This window comes from Bordetella bronchiseptica (assembly GCF_900636925.1).
GTDB classification, from domain to species: domain Bacteria; phylum Pseudomonadota; class Gammaproteobacteria; order Burkholderiales; family Burkholderiaceae_B; genus Bordetella; species Bordetella pertussis.
Window position 1 is genome coordinate 4,509,254 of sequence record NZ_LR134326.1, and the last position, 22,658, is coordinate 4,531,911.

The 22,658-nt window shown below is 67.6% G+C and carries 21 protein-coding genes; 5 read left to right on the forward strand and 16 right to left on the reverse strand.

Annotated features, from left to right (window positions below; translation table 11 throughout):
• Positions 1 to 19 precede the first annotated feature (19 nt).
• Positions 20 to 799, reverse strand: coding sequence for an enoyl-CoA hydratase-related protein (locus tag EL288_RS21050; protein ID WP_033458368.1), 780 nt, complete (start codon positions 797 to 799; stop codon positions 20 to 22).
• Positions 796 to 1,803: a hydroxymethylglutaryl-CoA lyase gene (locus EL288_RS21055; protein WP_080707651.1), complete on the reverse strand. Its 1,008-nt coding sequence runs from the start codon at positions 1,801 to 1,803 to the stop codon at positions 796 to 798. Before EL288_RS21055 ends, EL288_RS21050 begins: the two co-directional genes overlap by 4 nt.
• A gap of 173 nt (positions 1,804 to 1,976) precedes the next feature.
• Here EL288_RS21055 and EL288_RS21060 point away from each other — a divergent pair, with 173 nt between their 5' ends.
• Positions 1,977 to 2,663, forward strand: a complete 687-nt coding sequence (locus tag EL288_RS21060) for a TetR/AcrR family transcriptional regulator (RefSeq protein ID WP_003808010.1) — start codon at positions 1,977 to 1,979, stop codon at positions 2,661 to 2,663.
• Between the two features lie 79 nt (positions 2,664 to 2,742).
• Here EL288_RS21060 and EL288_RS21065 read toward each other — a convergent pair whose 3' ends face one another.
• Complete coding sequence (locus EL288_RS21065) at positions 2,743 to 3,504, reverse strand: nitroreductase (RefSeq protein WP_033458373.1); 762 nt, start codon at positions 3,502 to 3,504, stop codon at positions 2,743 to 2,745.
• A 213-nt stretch (positions 3,505 to 3,717) separates the two neighbouring features.
• Between EL288_RS21065 and EL288_RS21070 the strand changes: the two genes are divergently transcribed.
• Both EL288_RS21070 and EL288_RS21075 read left to right on the forward strand, forming a co-directional pair.
• Positions 3,718 to 4,524, forward strand: a complete 807-nt coding sequence (locus EL288_RS21070) for an enoyl-CoA hydratase/isomerase family protein (protein WP_033446672.1) — start codon at positions 3,718 to 3,720, stop codon at positions 4,522 to 4,524.
• Between the two features lie 41 nt (positions 4,525 to 4,565).
• On the forward strand, positions 4,566 to 5,987 hold the full coding sequence (locus EL288_RS21075; RefSeq protein WP_033453693.1) for an MmgE/PrpD family protein: 1,422 nt from the start codon (positions 4,566 to 4,568) through the stop codon (positions 5,985 to 5,987).
• 52 nt (positions 5,988 to 6,039) lie between these two features.
• Here EL288_RS21075 and EL288_RS21080 read toward each other — a convergent pair whose 3' ends face one another.
• The 4 genes from EL288_RS21080 to EL288_RS21095 all read right to left on the reverse strand — a co-directional run bounded on the left by EL288_RS21080 (position 6,040) and on the right by EL288_RS21095 (position 10,475).
• Positions 6,040 to 6,651: a TetR/AcrR family transcriptional regulator gene (locus EL288_RS21080; protein ID WP_003808006.1), complete on the reverse strand. Its 612-nt coding sequence runs from the start codon at positions 6,649 to 6,651 to the stop codon at positions 6,040 to 6,042.
• 150 nt (positions 6,652 to 6,801) lie between these two features.
• Positions 6,802 to 7,791: a tripartite tricarboxylate transporter substrate binding protein gene (locus tag EL288_RS21085; protein ID WP_003808005.1), complete on the reverse strand. Its 990-nt coding sequence runs from the start codon at positions 7,789 to 7,791 to the stop codon at positions 6,802 to 6,804.
• A 62-nt stretch (positions 7,792 to 7,853) separates the two neighbouring features.
• Positions 7,854 to 8,825 carry a Bug family tripartite tricarboxylate transporter substrate binding protein gene (locus tag EL288_RS21090; protein ID WP_003808004.1) on the reverse strand — a complete coding sequence of 324 codons (972 nt, stop codon included), beginning with the start codon at positions 8,823 to 8,825 and terminating at the stop codon, positions 7,854 to 7,856.
• 225 nt (positions 8,826 to 9,050) lie between these two features.
• On the reverse strand, positions 9,051 to 10,475 hold the full coding sequence (locus EL288_RS21095; RefSeq protein WP_003808003.1) for an MmgE/PrpD family protein: 1,425 nt from the start codon (positions 10,473 to 10,475) through the stop codon (positions 9,051 to 9,053).
• 110 nt (positions 10,476 to 10,585) lie between these two features.
• Between EL288_RS21095 and EL288_RS21100 the strand changes: the two genes are divergently transcribed.
• Positions 10,586 to 11,542, forward strand: a complete 957-nt coding sequence (locus tag EL288_RS21100) for a LysR substrate-binding domain-containing protein (protein WP_003808002.1) — start codon at positions 10,586 to 10,588, stop codon at positions 11,540 to 11,542.
• A gap of 111 nt (positions 11,543 to 11,653) precedes the next feature.
• On the opposite strand, the gene EL288_RS21105 is transcribed toward EL288_RS21100, so the two are convergent.
• The 4 genes from EL288_RS21105 to EL288_RS21120 all read right to left on the reverse strand — a co-directional run bounded on the left by EL288_RS21105 (position 11,654) and on the right by EL288_RS21120 (position 15,454).
• A complete protein-coding gene (locus tag EL288_RS21105; protein ID WP_010925894.1) occupies positions 11,654 to 12,502 on the reverse strand; it encodes an FAS1-like dehydratase domain-containing protein in 849 nt (282 codons plus the stop codon).
• 63 nt (positions 12,503 to 12,565) lie between these two features.
• Positions 12,566 to 13,504, reverse strand: a complete 939-nt coding sequence (locus tag EL288_RS21110) for an electron transfer flavoprotein subunit alpha/FixB family protein (RefSeq protein ID WP_033458376.1) — start codon at positions 13,502 to 13,504, stop codon at positions 12,566 to 12,568.
• Between the two features lie 9 nt (positions 13,505 to 13,513).
• Positions 13,514 to 14,269 (reverse strand): electron transfer flavoprotein subunit beta/FixA family protein, encoded by a 756-nt coding sequence (locus tag EL288_RS21115; protein ID WP_003807999.1) that lies wholly within the window; start codon positions 14,267 to 14,269, stop codon positions 13,514 to 13,516.
• Between the two features lie 18 nt (positions 14,270 to 14,287).
• Positions 14,288 to 15,454: an acyl-CoA dehydrogenase family protein gene (locus EL288_RS21120; protein ID WP_033452573.1), complete on the reverse strand. Its 1,167-nt coding sequence runs from the start codon at positions 15,452 to 15,454 to the stop codon at positions 14,288 to 14,290.
• 113 nt (positions 15,455 to 15,567) lie between these two features.
• Between EL288_RS21120 and EL288_RS21125 the strand changes: the two genes are divergently transcribed.
• Positions 15,568 to 16,497: a LysR family transcriptional regulator gene (locus EL288_RS21125; protein ID WP_003807997.1), complete on the forward strand. Its 930-nt coding sequence runs from the start codon at positions 15,568 to 15,570 to the stop codon at positions 16,495 to 16,497.
• A 23-nt stretch (positions 16,498 to 16,520) separates the two neighbouring features.
• Here EL288_RS21125 and EL288_RS21130 read toward each other — a convergent pair whose 3' ends face one another.
• The 5 genes from EL288_RS21130 to EL288_RS21150 form a co-directional block, all read right to left on the reverse strand.
• Entirely contained in the window at positions 16,521 to 17,702 is a 1,182-nt protein-coding gene (locus tag EL288_RS21130) for a CaiB/BaiF CoA transferase family protein (protein WP_003807996.1), read from the reverse strand.
• A 50-nt stretch (positions 17,703 to 17,752) separates the two neighbouring features.
• Complete coding sequence (locus EL288_RS21135; RefSeq protein WP_003807995.1) at positions 17,753 to 18,604, reverse strand: IclR family transcriptional regulator; 852 nt, start codon at positions 18,602 to 18,604, stop codon at positions 17,753 to 17,755.
• Positions 18,605 to 18,617: 13 nt separating this feature from the next.
• Positions 18,618 to 20,567, reverse strand: a complete 1,950-nt coding sequence (locus EL288_RS21140; protein WP_050486096.1) for an AMP-binding protein — start codon at positions 20,565 to 20,567, stop codon at positions 18,618 to 18,620.
• 9 nt (positions 20,568 to 20,576) lie between these two features.
• Positions 20,577 to 21,782: an acetyl-CoA C-acetyltransferase gene (locus EL288_RS21145; RefSeq protein WP_003807993.1), complete on the reverse strand. Its 1,206-nt coding sequence runs from the start codon at positions 21,780 to 21,782 to the stop codon at positions 20,577 to 20,579.
• Between the two features lie 103 nt (positions 21,783 to 21,885).
• The gene (locus EL288_RS21150; RefSeq protein ID WP_003807992.1) at positions 21,886 to 22,635 is read right to left on the reverse strand and encodes an SDR family NAD(P)-dependent oxidoreductase; all 750 of its coding nucleotides are present in this window, start codon (positions 22,633 to 22,635) and stop codon (positions 21,886 to 21,888) included.
• Positions 22,636 to 22,658: the final 23 nt, after the last annotated feature.

The window sequence follows — 22,658 nt, forward strand, 5'->3', positions numbered from 1 at the left end:
TTCCGTCCACGTTCGGGCACTACCTGCCCAGCCATACCGGCTTCCTGCCTTCGGCGAACGCCCGCGGGCCTTCCTCGGCGTCCTCGCTTTCGTAGGCCGGACGATGGATGCGCCAGGCCATTTCCAGGCCGGCATCGCACCCCACGCTCATGGCGGCCAGGATGGACTGCTTGGCGCACGCCACGGAAAGCGGCGCGTTGTCGCGGATGGCGCGAGCCAGCGCCAGCGCCTTGGCCCGCACCGCGTCCGGCGTTTCGCCCAGGTCGTTGACGAAGCCCAGGTCGCGCAGGCGCTCGATGGGCATGAGGTTGCCGGTCAGCATCAATTCCATCAGCACCGGCTGCGGCAGCATCCATACCAGCGGCACGCCCCACGGCGAGCCGCGGCCCACCTTGCTTTCGGTGATGCCCGCCTTGGTGCCGGCCAGCCCCACCCGCAGATCGCAGTTCAGCGAAAGCATCATGCCGCCCGCCATCAGGTGCCCGGTCATGGCGGCGACGATCGGCACTTTCACCCGGCGCATGCGCGCCTGGAACGGATCCTTGAACGACCGCACGACGTCCTCGCCCGTTTCCTCCCTGACGCGCGCGGCCTCCTTCAAGTCCATGCCGGCGCAGAAGGTGCCGCAATCCGCCGAGGTGAGAATGACCACGCGGATGTCCGGACGGCTGTCGATGGTTTCCCAGGCCTCGTACAGCCGGCTGTTGACCTCGATGTTGATGGCGTTGCGCTGCGCCGGCCGGTTGATGGTCAGCGTGGCGATCCCGTCGTCCACCGAGAAAAGCAGCGCGTCGCTCATGCCGGCTCCCCCGCCTGGGCCTGGCGCAGGGCGGCGCGCTGGGCATCCAGCGAATCGCTGTGCATGACCTTGCCCGCCAGGGTACGCCCGATGATCTCCTCGGCCAGGCGCGATGCCTCGATGAGCCGGTCCAGGTCGATGCCCGTCTCGATGCCCAGCTCGTGGCACAGCTGCACCATGTCCTCGGTGCAGATATTGCCCGCGGCCTGCATATTGGCGTGATTGCAGAACGGGCAGCCGCCCAGGCCGCCGATGGAGCTGTCGAACAGATCCACCCCTTCCTGCAAGGCGGCATAGAAATTGGCCGCGCCCATGCCACGCGTGTCGTGCAGGTGCAGGCCCACCCGCATCCCCGGCGCCCGTTCGCGCACGGCGTTGACGCGGCGCTTGATCTCCTCGGGGTTGCCCCAGCCCACGGTGTCGCCCAGGAAAATGCTGGGCAAGGGGCGCGACTGCTCCGCGCACAGGTCCCTGACGAAATCCACGATGTCCAGCACCGCCTGCAGCGGGACCTCGCCCTGCATCTGGCAGCCGAAGGCGGTCGCCACATAGACCGCCTCCAGCGGCAGATTCAGGCGGTCGTAGATCGCCAGCCACTCCAGCTGCCGCTGTTGCTGGTCCTTGGCGGAACAGCCATTGTTGGACCATGAGAACGCTTCCGACGCGTACAGCATCATCTTGCCGTCCAGGTCCACGCCGGCGGTGGCCGCCGCCTTCTCGATACCTTTGGCGTTGAGCCACAGCGCCGTATGCCGCACGCCGGATTTTTTCTGAATGGCGCCAAACAGCTCGGCCGCGTCGGCCATGGCCGGCACCATCCTGGGGTTGACGAACGAGGCCACCTGGATTTTCCTCAGGCCCGTCGCGGTCAGCGCGTCCACCAGGGCGACCCTGCGGGCCAGCGGATACAGCGTCCTTTCGCTCTGGAAACCCTCGCGGGGCCCCTCTTCATGGAACTCGACAAACCTCGGATATGCCATTTCACCCTCCAATCTAACAATCATTCAATTAAAAAATAGACGGAATTCCATGCAAATAGCGATGGAACATATATTTTTCTTTTAAATTCAATCAATAACGCGATTAGAATCCATAAGCCGCAATTCCAAACGGCAATTGTCGGCCGATCTATTTCAAACGATTATTCAGAAAAGAGATTTTGCTGTCAAGCTAGAATTTGCCCATGCCAGACACAACTTCATCGACAGAGCACATCGAGAGCCAGGCGTCGGAGAAAGGACGCTCCCGCGGCCAGCGCGGGGAAGGCAAGGCGTCGCCGGAGACGCGGGATCGCCTGCTGCGCGCCGCGGCGCATGTCTTCAGGCACAAGGGCTACGTGGCCGCCACGCTTGCCGAGATCGGGCAATTGGCGGACCTGCGCCCGGCCACCATCCTCTATCACTTCGCCAGCAAGGAAGCCCTGCTCGAAGAAGTGATGACGGTCGGCCTGGGAGCCCCGCAGCAGGAGGTGCAGCGGCGCCTGGCCAGCGCCCCCAGGGACGCGACGGCCGCCGACCGCCTCAGGATCGCCATCATCGGACACCTGTCCGCGCTGCTCATGCACAACGATTTCACGGCGGCCGGCGTGATCAACTTCCACCTGGCCCCGCCGGCATTACGCAAGCGGCACCACGAGAAGCGATCCGCGTACGGCGACGTATGGCGCGAACTGCTGCGCCAGGCGAAGGACGAGGGATACCTTGCCGGCGATGTCGACCTGACCGTGCTGCGGCTGTTCATGATCGGCGGCCTGAACTGGTCCCACGAGTGGTACGACCCCAAGGGCGGCCGGTCCATCGAAGCCATAGGCTCGGACATCGCGCGCATCGTGCTGGGCCAGACCGACACGCCGCTGCCCGCATGAGCCGGCGCCTTGCCCGCGCGAAAAAAAACCGCCCCGGTTGCGGGGCGGCGTGCACGCTCGGCCAGGCCGGGCGCAGGCGCTAATCCAGCCAGGCCGTGAACGACGCCGGATCGGCGCGATCCGGACGGAACGTGTTCACGGGCGCATCCACATCCGCGTGGCCCAGCGCCAGCGCGCACACCAGGCGCTCGCCTTGCGCGCCGATATGCGGCAGGACCACCGACGAGAAGCGATTCCAGGCCGCCTGCACGCAGGTATGCAGGCCTTCGGCCCGCGCCGCCAGCATCACGTTCTGCACGAACATGGCGGTATCCACCAGCGCGCCTTCGGCCAGTATCTCGTCGTTGGTGAAGAAAATCCCCACCGGCGCGCCAAAGAAATCGAAATTGCGCAGCAGTTGCTCGTTCATCCGGACCCGGTCGCCGCGGGCGATGTTCAGGACGCCGTACAAGCCGAAGCCGCAAGCGCGCCGCCGTTCGATGTACGGCGACACCCACTCGACGGGGTAGTACTGGTACGGCTCGCGATAATTGTCCGCCAGCGCCGGATCCTGGCTCAGCGCATCCTGCGCGGCGCGCACCTTTTGCGACAGCGCGGCGCGGCTGGCGCCCTGCACCACGTACACCTTCCATGGCTGGTTGTTGGAGCCGGACGGCGCCCAGCTCGCGACCCGCAGGATACGCTCCAGCGTCTCGCGCTCGACCGGGTCGGCCAGGAACTCGCGGCAGCAGAAGCGGCTTTCGATGGCGGCATGCACGCTCTGCGGATCCGCCACGACCGTACGCACGGGCGGCGCCTGCAAGGAGGCGAGCATCAGGTTTTGAGGGGTTTCAGCATTCATCCTTGGGTCCGTTCTTCCTGGTTCGCTGCGTCGCCGAGGCACGCTGCGCCTCGAGCGAAACGAGCATACCATCGGCGCCCGGCCCGATGTACGGAACGCAAGCCCGCAGTCCCTTGCGCCTTCTTCGCGCGCGGACTCAAACTCGCCCCAGCCGGCCACGCCATGCGGCGTGGCGCAATCAATACGCATCAACGCTATGGAGCCGTATCGAACATGCGCTACGAAGACTTTGAATTCCTGCTGTGCGAACCCCAGGACGACGGCGTCATGCTGGTCACGCTCAACCGGCCCGACGCCATGAACGCCACCAACGACCGCATGCACTGGGAACTGACCCGGATCTGGGGCGTCGTCAACGACGACCCTGGCGTCAAGGCGGTCGTGGTCACCGGCGCCGGCGAGCGGGCGTTCTCGGCCGGCGGCGACCTGTCCGTCGTGGAGGCCATGTCCAACAGCCACGAAACCACCATGCGGGTCATGAAAGAGGCCTCCGACATCGTCTACAACATGCTGGCCTGCGACAAGCCGATCATTTCCGCGATCAACGGCACAGCCGTGGGCGCCGGCCTGGCCGTGGCCCTGCTGGCCGATGTGAGCGTCATGGCCGAGGATGCGAAGCTGACCGACGGGCACGCCCGGCTGGGCGTCTCGGCCGGAGACCATGCCGCCATCATCTGGCCGATTCTCTGCGGCATGTCCAAGGCGAAGTACTACCTGATGACCGCGGACTTCGTCGACGGCAAGGAAGCCGAACGCATCGGGCTGGTGACGTTCTGCGCGCCACGCGCCGAGGTCCTGCCCAGGTCGCTCGCGATTGCCGCGAAGCTGGCGCGGGGCAGCCAGACAGCCATCCGCGCGACCAAGAAGTCGCTCAACAACTGGATGCGCACCGCCGGCCCCGCCTTCGACAATTCGCTGGCGCTGGAGATGCTGTGCTTCCTGGGCCCGGACGTCAAGGAAGGATTGGCCGCGCTGCGCGACAAGCGCGCGCCCGATTTTCCCTCGGCGCGCCTGCCCTGACCGTCAAGCCGCGCAAGCGACGCCCCCTTTCGAGAGACCGCATGAACGCGACCCCAAGCCCCTCCAACCCGCCCGATAACTGCCCGCCGCTCGAACAGGCCGTGGTGCGCTTCATCCAGGACCTGAAGTACGAGCATATCGATGCCGCGGCGCTGGCCGGCGTGAACCGCCTGATGCGCGACCAGCTCGCGCTGCAGGTCGGCATCTCGGCCATGCCATGGTCCCGGCAATTGCTGGACTACGCCCTGACCCACCAGCGTCCGGGCGCCAGCCGCGTCAGCGCCTCGACCCTGAAAATGAGCGCTGCCGACGCCGCTTTCGTCAATGGCTCGTACGGCCACGGCTTCGAGTACGACGACGCCCATGGCCCCAGCTACAGCCATCCGGGCAGCTGCGTCATCCCCGCCGCCCTGGCGATCGGCGAGGAACTGGGCTCGTCGCTGCAGGACGTCATCACGGCAATGGTCGCCGGCTATGAGGTCTACACGCGCATCGGCCTGCTTGCCGCGCCCGACCTGCTGCGGCGCGGCTACCATCCCCACTGCACCCTGTCGAACTTCGGCGCCGCCGCCGTGGCGGCAAAACTGCGCGGCTTCGACGCCGAAACCACCCTCCACGCACTGGCGATCGCGCTCAGCCATACCTCGGGTACCACCGAATACTCTTCGACCGGCGGCTCCATCAAGCGCATCCACGCCGGCCTGGGCACCCGCAACGGCATGATGGCCGCCGACATGGCGCGGGCCGGCATCACGGGACCGCGCGCCTTCCTGAGCGGCAACAAGGGATTCTTCAAGACCTTCCTGCAGCGCCCGGCGGGCGAGGCCCCGCAGCAGCGCTTCGCGCCGGGCAAACCCTTCCAGGTCGCGACCGTCTGGCTCAAGGCCTATTGCGCCTGCTACTGCACGCACGCCTACATCGACGCGCTGCGGCCCTACGCCGAGCGGCGCGGCGAGATCGCCGACATACACCTGAAGATCACGCCGCACTTCAACGTGGTCGTCGGCACCGCCAACGCCTGCGCCTACGCACCCACCAACATCGAACATGTCCAGTTCAGCCTGCCCATCCAGGCGGCGCTTGCCGTCCAGGGCCTGGGCAACGGCTACCGTATCCATCGCGACTACCTGGACGGCCGGGTGGACATGGCGCCGGTCATCGCCATGGCGCGCGGCATCCGCATCACCGAAGATCCCGGCCTCGAAACGCGCCATCCCGGCAAGTTCGTCGCCGACGTGACCGTTACCTTCCGCGACGGCAGCGCAGAGCACGTCTTCGTGGCGGACCCGATCGGCACGGACACGAATCCCATGCCCGAGCACGAGCAGGACGCCAAGTTCATGGAGCTGACCGCCGACGCCCTGGGCCAGGCGCGCGCGCGGGCGCTGCTGGCCGCGCTACGGAAGATGGATCCAGCGATGAAGGCCGCCGACCTGATGGCGCTGTGCGAACCCGCGCCATGACGCCGGGCCGGCGCCCGGCACGGCCCGCGGCCCGGGCCGCTTTGCGCGCCGCCTAGCCGCGCTGGCCCACGCCTTCGAAGAACAGGTCGCAAAGCTGCGCGGCGACCTTCTCCAGCGACCCCTTGCGCGGATTGAACCAGTATCGAATCGATTGCACGCTGCCCAATATGAACATGCGCGCCAGATGGAGGTCTACATCGCTGCGCAGCCGGCCTTCGGCGCGCAGGTCCTCGAGCAGGCCGGCCCATAGTTTCTGGTAGCTCTCGCGCCGCTTGCTCTGGCGTTCACGCACCTTTTCGGGCAGCTGTTCTATCAAGCTGCTGCTGGCCAGCGTGTACTCGCCATGCTTGACCATGCCGGCCATCTGCCCCAGCACGGCCGCGCGGAAGCGCTCTTCCGCCGTGGCGCCGTCGCCCAGGGCCTCGATCCGTTCCGTCATGTGCTGGATGATGGCAGTGGCACCGATCTCCATCACCTCGTCGACCAGGTCTTCCTTGGACGGGAAATGGTAGTAGATGCTGGCGGTTTCTATGCCGGCCTGCTGCGCAATGCTGCGCATCGTCGTTCCGGAATAGCCTTGGGCGCTGAAAATCCGCGCTGCGAGCCGCAGCAGATTCTCGCGCGTTTCGCCGGCGCCGTTGGAACTCGTCTGCCTTCTTGCCATTGCTCTGACTAGTGTAGGTAAGGTGCATAAATTCTAACACCTGGAAGGTAAAAAAACCCAGTGGCAAAGCGCTTTGGAAAGCCGCTCAGGCGTTCGCCGCGGCGCCGGCCGCAAGCCATTGCAAGCGCGGCGCGCCACGCGCCGCACCGCCTATTGCACCTGGATGCCCCCCTCCTTGACCAGCGTCGACCATTTGGCGATTTCCTTGCGGTTGAGCTCCAGCAGATCGGCGCCCGCAAGCTGCAGCGGCTCGTGGCCATACGTGGCCAAGGCCTCGACAAAACCCGGCGTTGCATAGGCAGCCTGCAGGATCTCGCGCATCTTCGCCACGGTCTGCGGCGGGGTCCTGGCGGGAAAATAAGCCGCGAACCAGGCGACGAACTCGTAGTTCGCCGCGCCTTGCTCGCGCAAGGTCGGCACCTGCGGCAAGGCCTTGGCGCGGGCGCTGCTGGTCACGGCGACCGGACGCATCTTGCCGGCCTGCCAGAACGCCCGCGCCGAGCCGATATCGATGAAGAAGACGTCGGCCTCGCCGGAAGCCACGGCCGTCAGGGCGCTGGCGGAAGTGCGGTAGGGAACATTGAGCATTTCGATGCCGGTCGTGCCTTCGAGCTGGGCGCAGGCAAGGCGCGTGGCCGTCGTGGCGCTGGCGCATGTGTACTTGCCCGGGCTGGCCCGGGCGGCGGCGATGAAGTCGCCGGCCGAGCCGAACCGCGTGCTCGCCCCCAGGTTCATGTACAACGGAGAGGTGCTGATGGCTTCCAGCGGAATATAGTCTTCCAGCGGGTTGTACGGCAGGTTCGGCAGCATGACAGGATTGATGGACTGGCTCGAACTGCTGGTAACCAGCATGGTGTAGCCGTCGGGCGGCGCGGCCATCAGCGCCTGCACGCCGATGATGGTCTCCGCGCCCGGCTTGTTCTCCACGACGACGTTGATGCCCGCCACCTCGCTCATCGCCTTGGCCTGGGCCCGGGCAAGCAGGTCGACGATACTGCCCGCCCCTGACGGTACGATGATGCGGACCGGCCGCGCTTTATCGGGGTAATCCTGCGCTGCCGCCGCCCACGGCGGCAACAGCGCGAGCATCGCGCCCAGGGCGCAGCGTACGAGTGCGCGCGAGCGCAAGTTGCGGTTCATTGCCAGTCTCCTTTTTTATGAAATCCGTCTCGCGATCGGGCGCACCGGACGCGCCGCCGGCGTCACGACCGCTTGATCAGCTCGGCCACCCGCTGCCAGCGCTTGTCTTCAGCGGGGATGCTGGCCTGGAATTCGCGGTACTCCATCAGATCGACATACATCGACTGGTTGGCGCAGAAGTCCTTGAACTCGGACGAACGCACGATCCTGGCAATCGCGTCCGACAACTGCACGACGATGGGATCGGGCGTCTGCGCCGGCGCGAACGCGGCCATCCACGACGACACCTCGAAACCCGGAATGCCGCTCTCCACCCCGGTCGGAACATCCGGCAACGCATCCCAGCGGCGCGGACTGGTCACCAGGAGCGCGCGCAGCCGGCCGGCCTGTATCAGCGGCAGCACGCCGGCCGCCCCCTGGCAGGTAAACGCCACGATGCCCGCCGCGGTGTCCGTGACGGCCTGCGTATTGCCCTTGTACGGGATGTGCCTGGCGCGCGTGCCGGTCAGGTCGTTCATGATGGCGGTGCACAGGTGCGATGTGCTGCCCACGCCGCCCGAACCGTAGTCGATACCCTCCGGGTTGGCCTTCATGGCGGCAAGCAGATCGCCAAACGTCCTGTACGGCGAGTTGGCCGGCACGACCAGCGCCAGCGCCGCGCTGCATGCGCGCGCCACGCCCTTGAAGTCCCGTACCGGATCGTAGGTGGCCGCGGCCTCGCCCGAATAGAGCGCCGAGAAGTGCGTGATGCCGGTCATGAGCAGGGTATGGCCATCGGCGGGCGCCTTGGCCACCGCCGCGCTGCCCAGCGCGCCGCCCGCGCCGGGCCGGTTCTCGACCACGACGGGCGCGCCGACCAGGCCGGCCAGTGGCGGCGCCAGGAAACGGGCCACGGTGTCGACCGTCGTCCCGCTCGAGGCGGCCACCAGGAGCCGGATCGGCTTGTCCGACAGTTGCCGGGCCAGTACGTGTTGCGACTGCAATGCCACGGGCAGCGCGGCCCAGGTCTTGAGGAAGTGGCGGCGTGTAAACATCAGTTGTCTCCGATGGGGCGGACTTGTCGCAGCGCGAGCGTCCGACTGGGTTCTGAAGCACGACTCGATTTCCGTGAATCGGCGCCGCACCGGACGCCGGCGACGGCAAGCCGGCGCACGGTGTCACGGAGCATTCAATCCAATCGCGCCAGGACGCGTCAACGCAGGCGCCGCATTGTTCCGTACATCGACGGGGACGCAGCGGCGCCCCTGCCGCCCTTGCGTTCAGGCGCCCGGCGCCCCGGCCAGCAGCGGCGTCCAGCTCGCCACGCCGCGGCCATCGTCCAGCCGCATCACCGCCTCGACGATGGCCTCGGCGCCGTCGCGCGGCACCACGCCTTCGGCGTTGTGATGGAACTTGGCGATCAACTCGTCGGTGGACATCAGGTTGGCGGGATCCGGCGCGGGACTTCCCTTGGGATACAGGCGTTCGGCCACGAAACGCTGGCCGCGCGCCTCGACCTCGACCCGCGACGGACGCGCCGACGCGTGGGCAGACAGCTGTTGCAGGTAATCGGGATGGACTTCGTAGCGGACCTTCTCCATCAGGCCGAGCACGGACGGGCTGAATACATGCTTGGGGTCCTGCCAGTCGCGGCCGGGCTTGAGGCGATGGGCCGCGATGGCCATCCCGTGCGCGATGCTGAACTGCCCGTCGTGCACATGCTGGATGTCCCGCGTCTGCCAGGTGGGCTTCTGCACGAACCCTTCGACGAACAGGTGGATGCCGTCGATTTCCTCGGGCCGGAGATCGTGCCTTTCCACGATTTCGATCAGGCAATCCAGCGGGCCGTGCAGAATCCGGCAATGCGGATAGGGCTTGTACAGCTGCTCGGTGGTGAATCCCCAGTGCGCGCCGAGATCGCTGACTATCCGGTCCGTGTCCCAGCGCCGGGTGCCGATGAACTTCGCATAGCCGTTCTCGGCGTCGTCCAGCAGCTGCACATTGCCGCGATGCCCCAGCACCGGCATGTGGGCGGCCATCATCGCCGCCTGGATCAGCGCGGCGGCCATCTGGTACTTGATCGTGGTGCTGGGGGCATGATGAAAGAACGCCATCATGGACTGCACGGGAGAGATATAGCCGGCGATGCTCAAGGCATGCGCCAGCGTGGACGCCGATTGGCCCTGCAACATGGCGATGGCGGCGGTGGCGCCGAATATCGTGCTGCTGAAGCCGTACACCTTGGGCGTGTCGAGCTGCCCGTTGCGCGCATCGCGCAGATAGTCCATGGCCTTGCCGATACGCCACGACATCTCGTGGGACACCGCCACCGCGCGGATGAGGTCGCGGCTCGAGGCGTTCGCCAGCTCCGCCGTGGCAAGCGCGCCGGGCAGCACGTAGGGCGTGACGTGCCCCGGCGGCACGACCGCGTCCATGTCCAGTGCATTGATCAGCTCGCCGTTGGCCATGGCTGCGCCCAGCGCGGAGGCCTGGTGCGGCGTTCCGATGATCGTGGCGCCGCCGTTGCCCGCCATCGACCTGCTATATTCGACGCCGATGCGCCCCTTGGGATGGTCCACCGCGGCGAACGCGCAACCGATGGAGTCGAGTATCAACCGTTTCGATTCCTCCACAACGTGGGCCGGTATGTCCTCGAACGCCGTGTTGACGCTGAAGTCCGCCAACTTCTCGATAATCGTGCTCATGCTTGCCTTCCTCGGGTAATGGATGCCGCGCGCAGCGCCGCCCGGCTCTGCGGCCATTACATGCCCGAGGCGCATGACAGGAAAGCGCCTGGCGCTTATGGGGAACATAATTGACGCTTATGTCCGCACCTAGACCGAACAAGCCCGCCCGCCTGCATCGTGTCGACCCGAACCTGCTGGTGTCGCTGCTGGCCATTTTCGACACCGGCAACGTCTCCAGGGCGGCCGAAGCCCTGGGCATCACCCAACCCGCGGTCAGCCAGAACCTGCGCAAGCTGCGCGAACACTTCGGCGATCCGCTATTCGTGCGGGGCGGGAACATCCTCCAGCCGACGCCGCTCATGCTCGGCATCCGTCCCGTGATCGCGCGCCTGATCCAGGACCTCGATACCTTGTCATGCCCCGCGGGCAGCTTCGACCCGGCGAACGCGGACCGCGAGTTCAGCCTGTGCATGTCCGACTCCGCGGAATTCGCGGTGATCCCCTTCGTCGCGGCGGAGTTCGGCCGGCGCGCGCCCGGATGCCGCATCCGCGGCATGCGGATCCATCATTCGCAGTTGCTCGCCATGCTCGAAAAGGGCGAGGCCGACGTGGCGCTGGGCAGCCTGGCCGGCGCGGCGCCCTCGCTACGCCAGCAGCGATTGACGGACCACGGCATGGTCTGCCTGGTCTCCGGCCAGGGCCGCTGGGCGGACACGCCGCCGACCCTGGACGATTATGCGCAGGGCCGGCACGTGGCCGTGCGGCGCGTATCGGACAATCTCGACCCGGTCTCCGAGCGCCTGCGGCTCAACGGCATCGAGCGCAACATCATGATTACCGTCTCCAGCGATTTCGTCGCCGCGGCCACCGTGGTGCAGACGGACGCACTGTGCACGGTGGCCAGGGCCGTCGCACGGCAACTGGCCGCCTTCCTGCCCGTGCGCATCCAGCCCCTGCCCTTCGACGTCGGAACGCTCGCCACCCGCATGATCTGGCATGAACGCTACCAGCATGACGCCAGCCATATCTGGCTGCGCAAGCTGGTCAGAACGGCCTACCGCAACTGGGATGCCGGCGGGCCCTGAACCGCGCCGGCCCCCGCATGCCCGCCTGGCAGCCGGGACCGCCGTCTTCCGGCGCCGCCCAGGGCTGGCCCATCGCGGCGCCCCTGCACGGCGCGCCGCGATGGGCGGGGCTCACTCGATTTCCGCGCTGGCCCGCATGGCCAATTGCCCCTGCGGGCCGCGCGCCCACAGCTGGGCGGTATTGCCCGCCACCTTGCCGTTGACCGAGAACGCCGCCGTGTCGAACAAGGGGCTGACCGCCTTGAACTCGAACCCGCGGACGGTCTTGCCGGGATGGTTGCGGCGCAGTTCCTCCATCAGCAGGGTGGCGATCAGCGGGCCATGCACCACCAGGCCCGGGTACCCTTCCTCCTGCATGGCGTAGGGGCGGTCGTAGTGAATGCGATGGCCATTGAATGTCAGGGCCGAAAAGCGCATGAGCAGCACCGGATCGGGCGTGATGACCCGCGAATACTGTTCGTCCGCCGGGGCCGGCGTGGGCTGCGGCGCGGGCGCGCCCGCGGCGGGCGCGTCGCGGTACACGATGTCCTGCTCCTCGCGGATGGCCACGCCCGCGTCGTCGCCGATCTCGTGCAGCACCGTCACGAAAACGAGCTGGCCGCTGCGGCCCGGCTTGACCTGGACGTGCCTGATCGTGGACAGGCGCGTGACCGCCGCCCCCACGGCCAGCGGGCGCAGGAACCGCAGGCGGCCGCCGGCCCACATGCGGCGCGGCAAGGCAATGGGCGGCAGGAAGCCGCCGCGCCGGGGGTGGCCATCGGGGCCGATGCTGGACTGGCGCTCGCCCGGCAGAAAGTACAGCCAGTGCCACAGCGGCGGCAGGTGCGCCGGCAGCGCCGACGCATGCTCGTCGTCCAGCGTGCCGCGCAGCAGGCGGATCGGCGTCGGGCCGATCTGGTCCGCGCTCGTTTCGGTGCGGCCGATCCAGGCGTCGTAGGATGGCGGATTATCTGGGTGCATGCCAACTCGCTCAAAAAAAACCGGCCGCGCATGCGCGCGACCGGCGATTGCGACCGTCGCGCCTCAGAGGGCGCCGATCAGCTCCGGAACCGCCTGGAACAGGTCCGCCTCCAGGCCGTAGTCCGCCACCGCGAAGATGGGGGCCTCGGCATCCTTGTTGATCGCCACGATGACCTTGGAGTCCTTCATGCCCGCCAGGTGCTGGATGGCCCCGGAAATGCCCACCGCGATATACAGCTGCGGCGCCACGATCTTGCCGGTCTGGCCGACCTGCAGGTCGTTGGCCGCATAGCCGGCGTCCACGGCCGCGCGGCTCGCGCCGATCGCCGCGCCCAGCTTGTCGGCCAGCGGGGTGATCACGTCGGCGAACTTCTCGGCCGAACCCAGCGCCCGGCCGCCCGAGACGATGATCTTGGCGGCCGTCAGTTCGGGACGGTCGCTCTTGGTGACTTCGCGGCCCACGAAGCGGCTCTTGCCCCCATCGGGAACCGCCGCCGCCGTCTCCACGGCGGCCGAGCCGCCGGTCGGCGCCGCGGCGTCGAAACCGGTGGTGCGCACCGTCACGACCTTGACGGCATCGGCGCTTTGCACGGTGGCGATGGCATTGCCCGCGTAAATGGGGCGCTCGAACGTATCGGCGCCGACAACCTTGGTGATGTCGCTGATCTGGGCCACGTCCAGGCGGGCCGCCACGCGCGGCGCCACGTTCTTGCCGCTGGCGGTGGCGGGAAACAGGATGTGGCTGTAGTTGCCGTCCGCCTGTGCGGCCAGCACCTGGGCGGCCAGGCTCTCGGCCAGCCCGTCCTTGAGGCTCGCGCCATCGGCATGGACGACCTTGGCCACCCCAGCGATCTGCGCCGCGGCCTGCGCCGCGCCGGCGGCGTTGTCGCCGGCCACCAGCACGTGCACATCGGCGCCGCACGCCAGGGCGGCCGTGACGGTATTCAGGGTGGCCGGCTTGATCGAAGCGTGGTCGTGTTCTGCAATAACGAGTACGGTCATTTCTGTCACCTATCCTTGGATCACTTTTGCTTCGTTCTTCAGCTTTTCCACCAGGGCGGCGACATCGGGCACCTTCACGCCGGCGGCGCGCTGCGGCGGCTCGGACACCTTGAGCGTCTTCAGGCGCGGCGCGACGTCCACACCCAGGTCCTCCGGCTTGATCGTGTCGAGCGGCTTCTTCTTGGCCTTCATGATGTTGGGCAAGGTGACATAGCGCGGCTCGTTCAGGCGCAGATCGGTGGTGATGACGGCCGGCGTGTCCAGCGACAGGGTTTCCAGCCCGCCGTCGACCTCGCGCGTCACGCTGACCTTGTCGCCGGCGAGCTCGACCTTGGACGCGAAGGTCGCCTGCGGCAGATCGGCCAGGGCGGCCAGCATCTGGCCCGTCTGGTTGGCGTCGTCGTCGATCGCCTGCTTGCCCAGGATGACCAGGCCGGGCTGTTCCCGATCCACCAGGGCCTTGAGCAGCTTGGCCACCGCCAGCGGCTGCAGCTCGGCCGCCGTCTCGACCAGGATGGCCCGGTCGGCGCCGATGGCCAGGGCCGTGCGCAAGGTTTCCTGGCACTGCGCCACCCCGCACGACACCGCGATCACCTCGCTGGCCGCGCCCTTTTCCTTCAGCCGCACGGCTTCCTCGACGGCGATTTCGTCGAAGGGGTTCATGCTCATCTTGACGTTGGCGATGTCCACGCCCGTGTTGTCCGACTTCACGCGGACCTTCACGTTGTAGTCCACCACGCGCTTGACGGGAACGAGAATCTTCATAAGGGCCATCCTTCGGAATCAGTAGGAACGGGGCAGCTGCAGCACATGCTCGGCCACATACCCCAGGATCATGTTGGTGGAAATCGGCGCCACCTGGTAGAGACGGGTCTCGCGGAATTTCCGCTCCACGTCGTATTCGCAGGCGAAGCCGAAGCCGCCATGCGTCTGCAGGCAGGCATTGGCCGCTTCCCAGCTGGCCTTGGCCGCCAGGTACTTGGCCATGTTCGCCTCCACCCCGGCGTTCTGGCGCGCGTCGATCTTGCTGCACGCCTGCCAGCGCATCAGGTTGGCGGCTTCCAGCTCGATGAAGCATTCGGCCAGGGGAAACTGGATGCCCTGGTTCTGGCCGATCGGCCGGCCGAATACCTTGCGCTCGTTGGCATAGTCGCGCGCCTTCTCCAGGAACCAGTAACCGTCGCCGATGCACTCGGCGGCAATCAGCGTGCGTTCGGCGTTCAGGCCTTCGAAAATCACCTTCAGGCCCTTGCCCTCGGCGCCCAGCAAGGCGTCCTCGGGCAGCTCGAGGTTGTCGAAGAACAGCTCGTTGGTCTCGTGGTTGACCATGTTGAGGATGGGACGCACGGTCAGGCCGTTGCCGATGGCCTTGTCCAGCTCGACGATGAAGCACGACAGGCCGTCGCTGCGCTTCTGCACCTGCTCCACGGGCGTGGTGCGCGCCAGCAGGATCAGCAGATCGCTATGCTGCACGCGGCTGATCCAGACCTTCTGGCCGTTGATCACCCACCGGCCGTCCTTCTTCACGGCGGTGGTCTTCAGCTTGGTGGTGTCGCTGCCGGTGGTCGGCTCGGTCACCCCCATGGACTGCACGCGCAGCTCGCCCGAGGCGATCCTGGGCAGGTATTTGCGCTTCTGCTCCTCGGTGCCGCTGAACACGATGGTGTTCATCACGTACATCTGGCCATGGCAGGCGCCCGAGTTGCCGCCGCTGCGGTTGATCTCCTCCATGATGACCGAGGCCTCGGCCATCGAAAGCCCCGGGCCGTCGTATTCCTGGGGAATCAGCGCGGCCAGCCAACCGGCCCTGGTCAGGGCATTGACGAACTCCTCGGGATAGCCGCGCTTCTCGTCGACCTGCCGGTGGTACTCGGGAGGAAACTGCTTGCACAGGCTACGCACCGCATCGCGGATTTCCTGATACTGGTCGGGGGCAGAAAGTGCGCTCACGGTAGGTGTCTCCAGAGAATAGTGAGATTTGCAATAACAATAGTATTATTTGATCGATCTTAAAAAAAATAGAATTTCCTGATCGAAGCATCAATTTTTTGCATTGGAAGGCCATGGACATCAAGCAATTGCGCGCGTTCGTCACCGTGGCGGAAACCGGCAACGTCACCCGCGCCTCCGGCCTGCTCAACCTGGTGCAACCCGCCGTCTCGCGCCAGTTGCGCCTGCTGGAACAGGACCTGGGAACCGAGCTGTTCGACCGCGGCCGCCACGGCATGCGGCTGACGCCCAACGGCAAGACCATGCTGGAATACGCGCGCCGCATCCTCGGCGAGGTGGCGCGCGCCAAGGCCGAGATCCAGCCCACCGAGGGGCCGGTGGCCGGCATCGTCAGCATCGGCCTGCTGGCCAGCACATCGGACCTGCTTGCCACGCGGATCGCCGCCGAAGTGGCGCAGCGCTATCCGCAGATCCGCCTGCGGCTGACGATAGGCTACGCGGGCCACTTGCGGGAATGGCTGGAGGCCGGCGACCTGGACGCGGCCCTGCTGTATGGAAAAAAAGACATCCCGGCCCTGCACGTCAAGGCGCTGCTGGAGGAAAACCTCTGGGTCGTGGCGCCGCCATCGGCCAGGCTGACGCGCACGCGCGCGCAATCGCTCGAACGCATCAGCCGCCACCCCTTCATCCTGCCCGCCGCCCCCCAGGGGCTGCGCGCCGTGATCGAGCACGCGGCCGCCGAGGCCGGCGTGACGCTGCAGATCTTTGCCGAAACCAACGCGCTGAGCGTCCAGAAGGACCTGGTGACGCAGGGCCATGGCTGGAGCATACTGCCCGCGGCCAGCGTCGCGCCCGACGTGGAAAGCGGCAGGCTCAGCGCGGCGCCGCTGGCCGGCGGCGGGCTGAAGCGGACCATCGTGCTCGGCGCGGCCAGCAGCCGGCAGGCCACCGCGCCGGTGCGCTGCGTGGTCGGCGTGCTGATCGATTGCGTCAAGGCCACGCTCGATGAACGGCGCTGGCCGGACGCCCGCTGGCTGGGTTAGGCGCATCGCGATGCCCGTGGCGGCTATATGACCCGCCGCTGCCGCAGATCGGCGATGGCGCGCGCGTCGACGCCCAGCTCGGCCAGTATCGCCTCGGTATGCTCGCCGTTGAGCGGCGCGCGCCGATGGATCTCGGGCGGCGTGCGCGACAGCGAAACCGGGGTGCTGAAAATGGGCACCTTCCCGGGCGCGCCGGGGTAGTCCATCCACTGGATGAGGTTGGCCGCCCTGACCGTCTCGTCCTCCAGCGCCTGGCGCGGCGAATTGACCCGCCCGGCCGGAATGCGCGCCTTCTCCAGCTGCGCGAGCGCCTCGTCCAGGGTCTTGTCCCCGCACCAGTCGCTCATGATGGCGCTCAGCACCTCGCCATGCTCGCCGCGCAGCCTGTCGTCGGCGAACCGCGCGTCCTCGAACAATTCGGGGCGCTCCACCAGCCGTGTCCAGCGCTTGAACATGGCCTGGCCGATGACCTGGGTAATGAACCAGCCGTCGCGGGCCTTGAAGATATCGGATGGCGCATAGCCGGAGGCCCGGTTGAGCGTGGCCTGGCGGTCCAGGCCCAGCAGGGCCTCCTCGATCAGCGCGCCGCTGGCCATGTTCAGGCCCGTGCACAGCAGCGATGCGCTGACTTCCTGGCCCTTGCCGCTGCGCTTGCGCTCGTACAGGGCCAGCATGGTGCCCAGCGCGCAGGCGAACGAGGTGGCGAAGTCCACCACCGGCACCATGGCCTTCTGCGGCTGATCCGGCGTGCCGGCCATGTACACGGCCCCGCTCAGCGCCTGCCCCACGCCGTCGAAGCCCACCCGGTCGCGCACCGCCTCGGCGTCGCCGAACGCGTTGGAAGCCACCAGGATGATCCCCGGGTTGACGCCGCTGAGCGTTGCATAGTCCAGCCCCAGGCTTTTCAGCGTGCGCGGCGGCATGTTGGCGATGACCACATCGGCGCCGGCCACCAGCTTGCGCACGATCTCGCGTCCCTGCGGGCTGTCCAGGTCCAGCGTCATCGAGCGCTTGTTGCGGTTGAGCTGCAGGAACATGGCGCCCTCGCCGCCTTCGGTGACGGGCACGATGTAGCGGTCCTCGCCGCCCTCGACGCGGTCTATCCTGATGACGTCGGCGCCATAGTCGGCCAGCAGGGCCGCGCAATAGGGGCCGGCGATGAAGCGGCCAAAATCAAGCACCTTGATGCCTTCGAGTACCTTCATGAACTGTTTCTCGTTTTCCGTGAGTCCGGCGCGTGCGCGCCGCACAGGGCTCAATGCCCGATGACGTTGAATTCGGTTTGCAGGGCTTCCCGCATCGCGAGCAGGCGCGGCCCGAGTTCGCGCGCCACGCGCGCCCGGGTCATGGTCTGGCTCGTGCCGATGCAAGCCAGTACGAATGGGGAGCTCCCTTCGAGCAGCACCGGCGTGGCCAGGGCCCCCAGTTCGGGGTCCCATTCGCCGATGGACGTGCAATACCCGGTTTCGCCGACCTGCGCCATGCCTTCCCAGACGCGCCGCCGCAGGCGGCTCCAGTCGCGCGCCATGCGCCGCTCCACGTTGTCCAGCAGATAGCAGCGCTCCAGCTCGGGCAGGGCAGCCAGCATCGACCAGCCCATCGGAGACTGCGCGATGCCGACCCGCATGCCCACGTGCAGCGGCAGCGCCACCGGACACTCCAGGCTGCGCCGGCACTCGAGCACGACCAGGTCCAGCCGGTCGCGCGCGGCCAGGCACACATGGACCTTGTGCTGCCGCGCGAAGGCCGCCATGCGCTCGCCGGCCAGGCCCTGGATGGCCGAGTGCGCAATGGCGGCATAGCCCAGGCCCAGCACCGCCGGCGCGAGCCGGTACTTGCGCTCGGCCTCGTCATGCAGCAGGTAGCCCAGATGCACCAGCGACTGGGCGATACGCGACACCGTGGAGGGCGGCAATCCCGTGCGCTGCGCGAGCTGGCCATTGCCCAGCCAACGCTCCTGCGGCGAGAACGCCGAGATCAGCACCAGCGCGCGGACCAGCGGCGTCACCACCGTCAGGCCCGGCTCGGGCCGCAGCCAGGCGGACATGTTGAGCAGCGCGGGCTGCACAACGCCGGGCTTGCGGGCGGCGGGGGGACCGGAGCTCATCGCCAGCGCGGCGTCAGGCCGCGGCCGCACGCACTTCGTCGAGCGCGGCCGGGTTGTCCAACGAAGAAAGATCGCCCGGCGGCTGTCCGCAGTACACGCTGCGGATGACGCGCCGCATGATCTTGGAACTGCGCGTCTTGGGCAACTGGCTCACCACGTGCACCCGGCCGGGCCGGAACGGACGGCCCAGGCGCTTGTCCACGTGGCCGATCACGGCGGCCTGCAGCGCGTCGTCCGGGACGCTGACGCCGGGCCTGGGCACGACGAAGACCACCAGCTTCTGGCCCTTGGCGGCGTCGGCCACCCCGATGGCGGCCGCCTCGGCCACGTCATGCAGTTCCAGGACGACCTCCTCCACCTCGGCCGGACCCAGGCGCTTGCCCGCGACTTTCAGCGTGTCGTCCGAGCGCCCCATCATGAAGAAATAGCCTTCGGGGGTGCGCAGGGCCAGGTCGCCATGCACCCAGATGCCGGGGATGGCCTGCCAGTAGGTTTCGAGATAGCGCGCGTCGTCGTGCCAGAACGACTGGGTCATGCCCACGAAAGGCGCGCGCACCGCCAGCTCGCCGACCTCGCCGGTCACGCTGTGGCCGTCGGGATCGACGACGTCGACGGCCACGCCCGGCGAAATGGTATTGAAGCCGCTGGGCGGGATCGGGCGGATCGGCACGCTCGAGAGCAGCGCGCCCGACACCTCGGTGCCTCCGGTGTAATTGACCAGCGGCGCCGAGCCGTCGCCGAAGCGCTGCTGGAACCAGATGAAATGCTCGGGCGCGATACCCTCGCCCGCCGTGATCAGCACGCGCACCGTGGCGCGATCGCCCGCCAGCGCCAGCGTCTCGTTGCTGGCCATGCCGCGGATCAGCGTGGGCGCCGAGCCGAAGTGCGTCACCTTGTGGCGCTCCACCACCCGGGACATGCGCGACCAGTCGGGATAGTCCGGCGCGCCGTCATAGCACACCAGCGTGGCGCCGCGCAGCAATGCGCAGCCGAGCACCAGCGTTCCGGCGATCCAGCCTATGTCGGCCGGCCAGCAATACACGTCGCCGGGATGGACGTCGAAATGGACCAGCGAATCGTGCGCGATCTTGATCGGGAAGCTGCCGTGCGTGTGCACGACGCCCTTGGGCTTGCCGGTGGTGCCCGAGGTGTAGATCACCATGAAGGGCGTATCGGGCGTCACCGACACGGGATCCTGGCCCTGGCCCTGCGCGGCCGTGGCGATCTGCTGCCAGTCCAGGTCCCGCTGGTCCTGGGCGCTTTCGCCGTCGGCGCGCTTCCAGACCACGTTCTCGAGCAACGGCAGCTGGCGCCATGCGTCGCGCAGCGCGCCCTGCACGTCCACGCGCTTGGTACGGCGCTGGAAGCCGGTGGACGCGATCACCATGCGCGCCTCGGCGGCCGACAGGCGGGCCACGATCGCATCGACGCCGAAACCGCTGAACAGCGGCACGACCAGGGCGCCCAGGTGCACGATGGCAAGCAGGGACACCGTGGCATCGACGCCGTTTTCCATCAGCAGGCCGATGCGGTCGCCCGGCCTGGCGCCGTGCCGCGCCAGGCCGGCCGCGAATTCACGCACGCGGGTCTCGAGTTCCTGGTAGGTCAGCGAACCGACGCTGCCGTCCTCGCGCTCGCCGATCACGGCGGTCTGCCCCGCGGTGGCCGGGTTCCTGGCCCAGGCGTAGATGGTATTGACCCAGTTCAGCCTGCCGCCGGGAAACCAGCTGGGAAACTGCGGCCCGCGCGCCAGGTCCACATAGCCCGTGGGCGGCTCGTCCCACGCGATCGCGCACTCGCGCATCACGGTGTTCCAGTAGCGCTCGGGCTCCTCCACCGACACCCGCATGAGGTCGTCGTACGTAGCGGCGCCCAGGGTGCGTATCAGGTGCGCGATGCCGGAATCCTGCAGTTCGCGCTGGCCCGGCTGCCAGACATGGGAGGAATCGTTGGTATGCATCATCTTGTCTTCTCAGGCGCGCTCGACAATCATGGCTATGCCCTGGCCACCGCCTATGCACATGGTCTCCAGGCCGTAGCGGGCCTTGCGCCGCTGCATTTCGTGCAACAGCGTGGTCATGATGCGCACGCCCGTCGCGCCGACGGGGTGGCCCAGCGAAATGCCCGAGCCGTTGACGTTGAGCCGGTCCTCCAGCGCGTCCATCGAACTTCCCCAGCCCTTGACGCAGGCCAGCGCCTGGCAGGCGAACGCCTCGTTCAGCTCGATCAGGTCCATCTGGTCGAAGCCCAGGCCGGTGCGCGCCAGCACCTTGCTCACGGCCGGCACCGGGCCGATGCCCATGCGCGCCGGGTCGCAGCCGGCCGCGGCCCAGCCGACCAGCCAGCCCATGGGTTCGAGGCCGAGCTCCTCCAGCCTGTCCTCGGCGACGATCAGGCACGCCGCCGCGGCGTCGTTCTGCTGGCAGGCGTTGCCGGCGGTGACCACGCCCTCTTTCATGATGGTGCGCAGCCTGCCCAGGCTCTCGGCGCTGGTCTCGCCGCGCACGCCTTCGTCCTGGCCGACCAGCAGGGGCTCGCCCTTGCGTTGCGCAACCGAGATGGGAACGATCTCCGCATCGAAGTGGCCCGCCGCCTGCGCCGCGGCCGCCCGCTGGTGGCTGCGCGCGGCGAAGAGGTCGGCCTGCTCGCGGCTGATGCCGTACTCGCGCGCCAGCGTCTCGGCCGTCTCGATCATGCCGCTGATGCGGCCAAAGCGGCTCTCGGGCTGCGAGCGCTCGCGCCCCCGGTCCAGCCGGTCGTGCAGCGTGACCGAGCCGGCGCGCTTGCCCCAGCGCATATCGGTCGTGTAGTGCTCGACGTTGCTCATGCTCTCGACGCCGCCGGCCATGACCACATCGGCCGCGCCGGTCTGCACCATCATGGCCGCCGTGGCCACGGCCTGCACGCCGCCGCCGCAGCGGCGGTCCAGCTGCATGCCGGCCACTTCGATCGGGAACCCCGCCTGCAGGGCCACCCAGCGCCCGGTGCAAGGCGTCTCGCCGCTGGCGTAGCTCTGGGCGAACACCACGTCGTCGATGCGTGCCGGGTCCAGGCCCGTACGCTGCACGATGGCGCGCGCCACGGCGGCGCCCAGCTCTTCCACGGGAACCGCCTTCAATGCCCCGCCGAATGCCCCCACGGGCGTGCGCAGCGGAGAAACTATGGCTGCTCGTCTCATTTCAAACACCTATGCATATTGATGGAAAACCAGGTGCTGACGCTTGTCCGGAAAACGCCACACATTATTACCTTCTATCCCCGCCCGCGCGGCAAGGACGCGATCAACCGTAGCGTCCGCCCGTCACGTGCAGCACCTCGCCGCTGATGAAGCCGGCGCGCTCGCTGGCCAGGAAGGCCACCGCGTCGGCGATGTCATCGGGCTTGCCCACGCGCTTGATCGGCTGGGCCGCCACGGCCTGTTCCTTGATGGTCTCGTAGGTCGACAGGGCCTGGACCATCTCGGTTTCCATGAAGCCCGGCGCGACGCAATTGCAGGTAATGCCGTAGCGCCCCTCTTCCTTGGACAGCGCCTTGGCCAGGCCGATCAGGCCGGCCTTGGCGGCCGAGTAATTGGCCTGGGTCGGATTGCCCAGGTGCGCGCGCGAGCTTATGTTGATGACGCGGCCCCAGCCCTGCTCGATGAAATGCGGCATCACCGCCTTGGCCGCCAGGAAGGCGCCCTTGAGCATGACCGCCATCACGAAGTCCCAGTCGTCCTCGCTCATCTTCACGAGATACTTGTCGCGCGGCGCGCCGGCGTTGTTCACCAGGATATGCACGCCGCCGAAATGCGCCACCGTCTCCTCGACCAGGCGCTGCACGTCGGCGGCCTTGGTCACATCCCCGATGATGCAATGGGCGGCCAGGCCGTCGTCCTGCATGCGCCGGGCCGTCTCCTGCGCCAGTTCGGCGTTGATGTCGGTGATGACGACCTTGGCGCCTTCCTCGGCCAAGCGCCGCGCCGTGGCGGCGCCCAGGCCGCGTGCCGAACCCGTAACAATGGCTACTTTGCCAGTCAGACCCAGATCCATTTTCTCTCCTGTTGAAATCGTTC

Bases quoted from the DNA above. Each gene is read 5' to 3' on its own strand.
- EL288_RS21050 (WP_033458368.1), bottom strand. From the start codon at position 799: ATGAGCGACGCGCTGCTTTTCTCGGTGGACGACGGGATCGCCACGCTG.
- EL288_RS21055 (WP_080707651.1), bottom strand. From the start codon at position 1,803: ATGATTGTTAGATTGGAGGGTGAAATGGCATATCCGAGGTTTGTCGAG.
- EL288_RS21065 (WP_033458373.1), bottom strand. From the start codon at position 3,504: ATGAATGCTGAAACCCCTCAAAACCTGATGCTCGCCTCCTTGCAGGCG.
- EL288_RS21070 (WP_033446672.1), top strand. From the start codon at position 3,718: ATGCGCTACGAAGACTTTGAATTCCTGCTGTGCGAACCCCAGGACGAC.
- EL288_RS21075 (WP_033453693.1), top strand. From the start codon at position 4,566: ATGAACGCGACCCCAAGCCCCTCCAACCCGCCCGATAACTGCCCGCCG.
- EL288_RS21080 (WP_003808006.1), bottom strand. From the start codon at position 6,651: ATGGCAAGAAGGCAGACGAGTTCCAACGGCGCCGGCGAAACGCGCGAG.
- EL288_RS21085 (WP_003808005.1), bottom strand. From the start codon at position 7,791: ATGAACCGCAACTTGCGCTCGCGCGCACTCGTACGCTGCGCCCTGGGC.
- EL288_RS21090 (WP_003808004.1), bottom strand. From the start codon at position 8,825: ATGTTTACACGCCGCCACTTCCTCAAGACCTGGGCCGCGCTGCCCGTG.
- EL288_RS21095 (WP_003808003.1), bottom strand. From the start codon at position 10,475: ATGAGCACGATTATCGAGAAGTTGGCGGACTTCAGCGTCAACACGGCG.
- EL288_RS21105 (WP_010925894.1), bottom strand. From the start codon at position 12,502: ATGCACCCAGATAATCCGCCATCCTACGACGCCTGGATCGGCCGCACC.
- EL288_RS21110 (WP_033458376.1), bottom strand. From the start codon at position 13,504: ATGACCGTACTCGTTATTGCAGAACACGACCACGCTTCGATCAAGCCG.
- EL288_RS21115 (WP_003807999.1), bottom strand. From the start codon at position 14,269: ATGAAGATTCTCGTTCCCGTCAAGCGCGTGGTGGACTACAACGTGAAG.
- EL288_RS21125 (WP_003807997.1), top strand. From the start codon at position 15,568: ATGGACATCAAGCAATTGCGCGCGTTCGTCACCGTGGCGGAAACCGGC.
- EL288_RS21130 (WP_003807996.1), bottom strand. From the start codon at position 17,702: ATGAAGGTACTCGAAGGCATCAAGGTGCTTGATTTTGGCCGCTTCATC.
- EL288_RS21135 (WP_003807995.1), bottom strand. From the start codon at position 18,604: ATGAGCTCCGGTCCCCCCGCCGCCCGCAAGCCCGGCGTTGTGCAGCCC.
- EL288_RS21140 (WP_050486096.1), bottom strand. From the start codon at position 20,567: ATGATGCATACCAACGATTCCTCCCATGTCTGGCAGCCGGGCCAGCGC.
- EL288_RS21145 (WP_003807993.1), bottom strand. From the start codon at position 21,782: ATGAGACGAGCAGCCATAGTTTCTCCGCTGCGCACGCCCGTGGGGGCA.
- EL288_RS21150 (WP_003807992.1), bottom strand. From the start codon at position 22,635: ATGGATCTGGGTCTGACTGGCAAAGTAGCCATTGTTACGGGTTCGGCA.